2 protein-coding genes are annotated in these 1,128 nt (G+C 54.9%); both read right to left on the bottom strand.

Annotated features, from left to right (window positions below):
• Window positions 1-181: 181 nt before the first annotated feature.
• Window positions 182-832: a DUF2931 family protein gene (locus tag AC1DHT_RS29145; protein ID WP_427540528.1), complete on the bottom strand. Its 651-nt coding sequence runs from the start codon at window positions 830-832 to the stop codon at window positions 182-184.
• Between the two features lie 82 nt (window positions 833-914).
• Window positions 915-1,128: DUF2931 family protein (locus AC1DHT_RS29140; protein WP_477761587.1), on the bottom strand; the 214-nt coding region annotated here is incomplete at its 5' end.

Below are 1,128 nucleotides of genomic sequence, written 5' to 3'. Positions count from 1 at the left end.
CATGTAGGCAGGACCAAAAAAGTTGAGCTTCCACGCGTCATAAGGCAGTGACCGACCAAGGCCCTTGGTGCATCCCCCCAAGAGCAACGCCAATAACATTGCAACACTCGCTTTAACTGCGGGTGAGTTCTTAAACATTGGGATATTCCAGTGGTCGTGGTTTCTGGTGATTGTTCATGGATTACCAGGAGCCATAGGGAATACCGAACTGGTCGATGTAGGCTTTGGACTCTTCTGACAGAAAGTAATACTCACCATTTGTCTTGCCCCTGTAAGGGCCTTCGGGGTTGATCGTGCCTACTACGCGGGTGACCTCGGTTGCCTTAAGGCATGGGCCTCCCAAATACACTTTGGCGATACCGCCCGGTGCCAGGCCAACAATCAGCAGCTTTCGGTAGTCCGTTATCCATTTACCATCTGCACCACAAAAGGCCCTTTCGCCCTTGAGCATGGTGGTTCGAGCCGACTCGGGAATCTCGATATACGCCTCATAAGTTTGCGGCTCGGCCAGCGACTGCCAGCGTACGTAGACCAAACGGGGGAGACCTGCGCCGGTTACGCGTCGACCACTCCCGCCCGGATGCTCGGCCCAGCCTTTGGGGTTGCCGCGAAACGTCGTCGGTATGCCTTTACTGAGTGCTCGCGGATAACCTGTGGTCACTCCTCCACTGCCTGCACCGCGGAACACGCGTCCATTGATATCCACGACATCCGCCGTTTCAATCCAGGCTTCCATATAGGGCGGCCCAAAAAAGTCCAGCGTCCAGGCGTCATAAGGCAGTGACCGGCCAATGCCCGTGGCGCATCCCCCCAAGAGCAACGCCAATAACATTGCAACACTCGCTTTAACTGTGGGTGAGCTCTTAAACATTGGGATATTCCAGTGGTCGTGGTTTCTGGTGATTGTTCATGGATTACCAGGAGCCATAGGGAATACCGAACTGGTTGATGTAGGCTTTGGATTCTTCTGAAAGGGGTCGATGTTTTCCGTTGGAGGTGCCGCCGTAAGGGCCTTCGGGATTGATCGTGCCTTGTACGCGAGTGACTTCGGTCGACTTCAGGCAAGGGCCACCCAAATACACTTTGGCGATACCGCCAGGTGCCATTTGGCGATACCGCCAGGTGCCA

Source organism: Pseudomonas sp. 05N432 (genome assembly GCF_056396945.1).
This window is presented reverse-complemented; position numbering and strand designations above follow the sequence as displayed.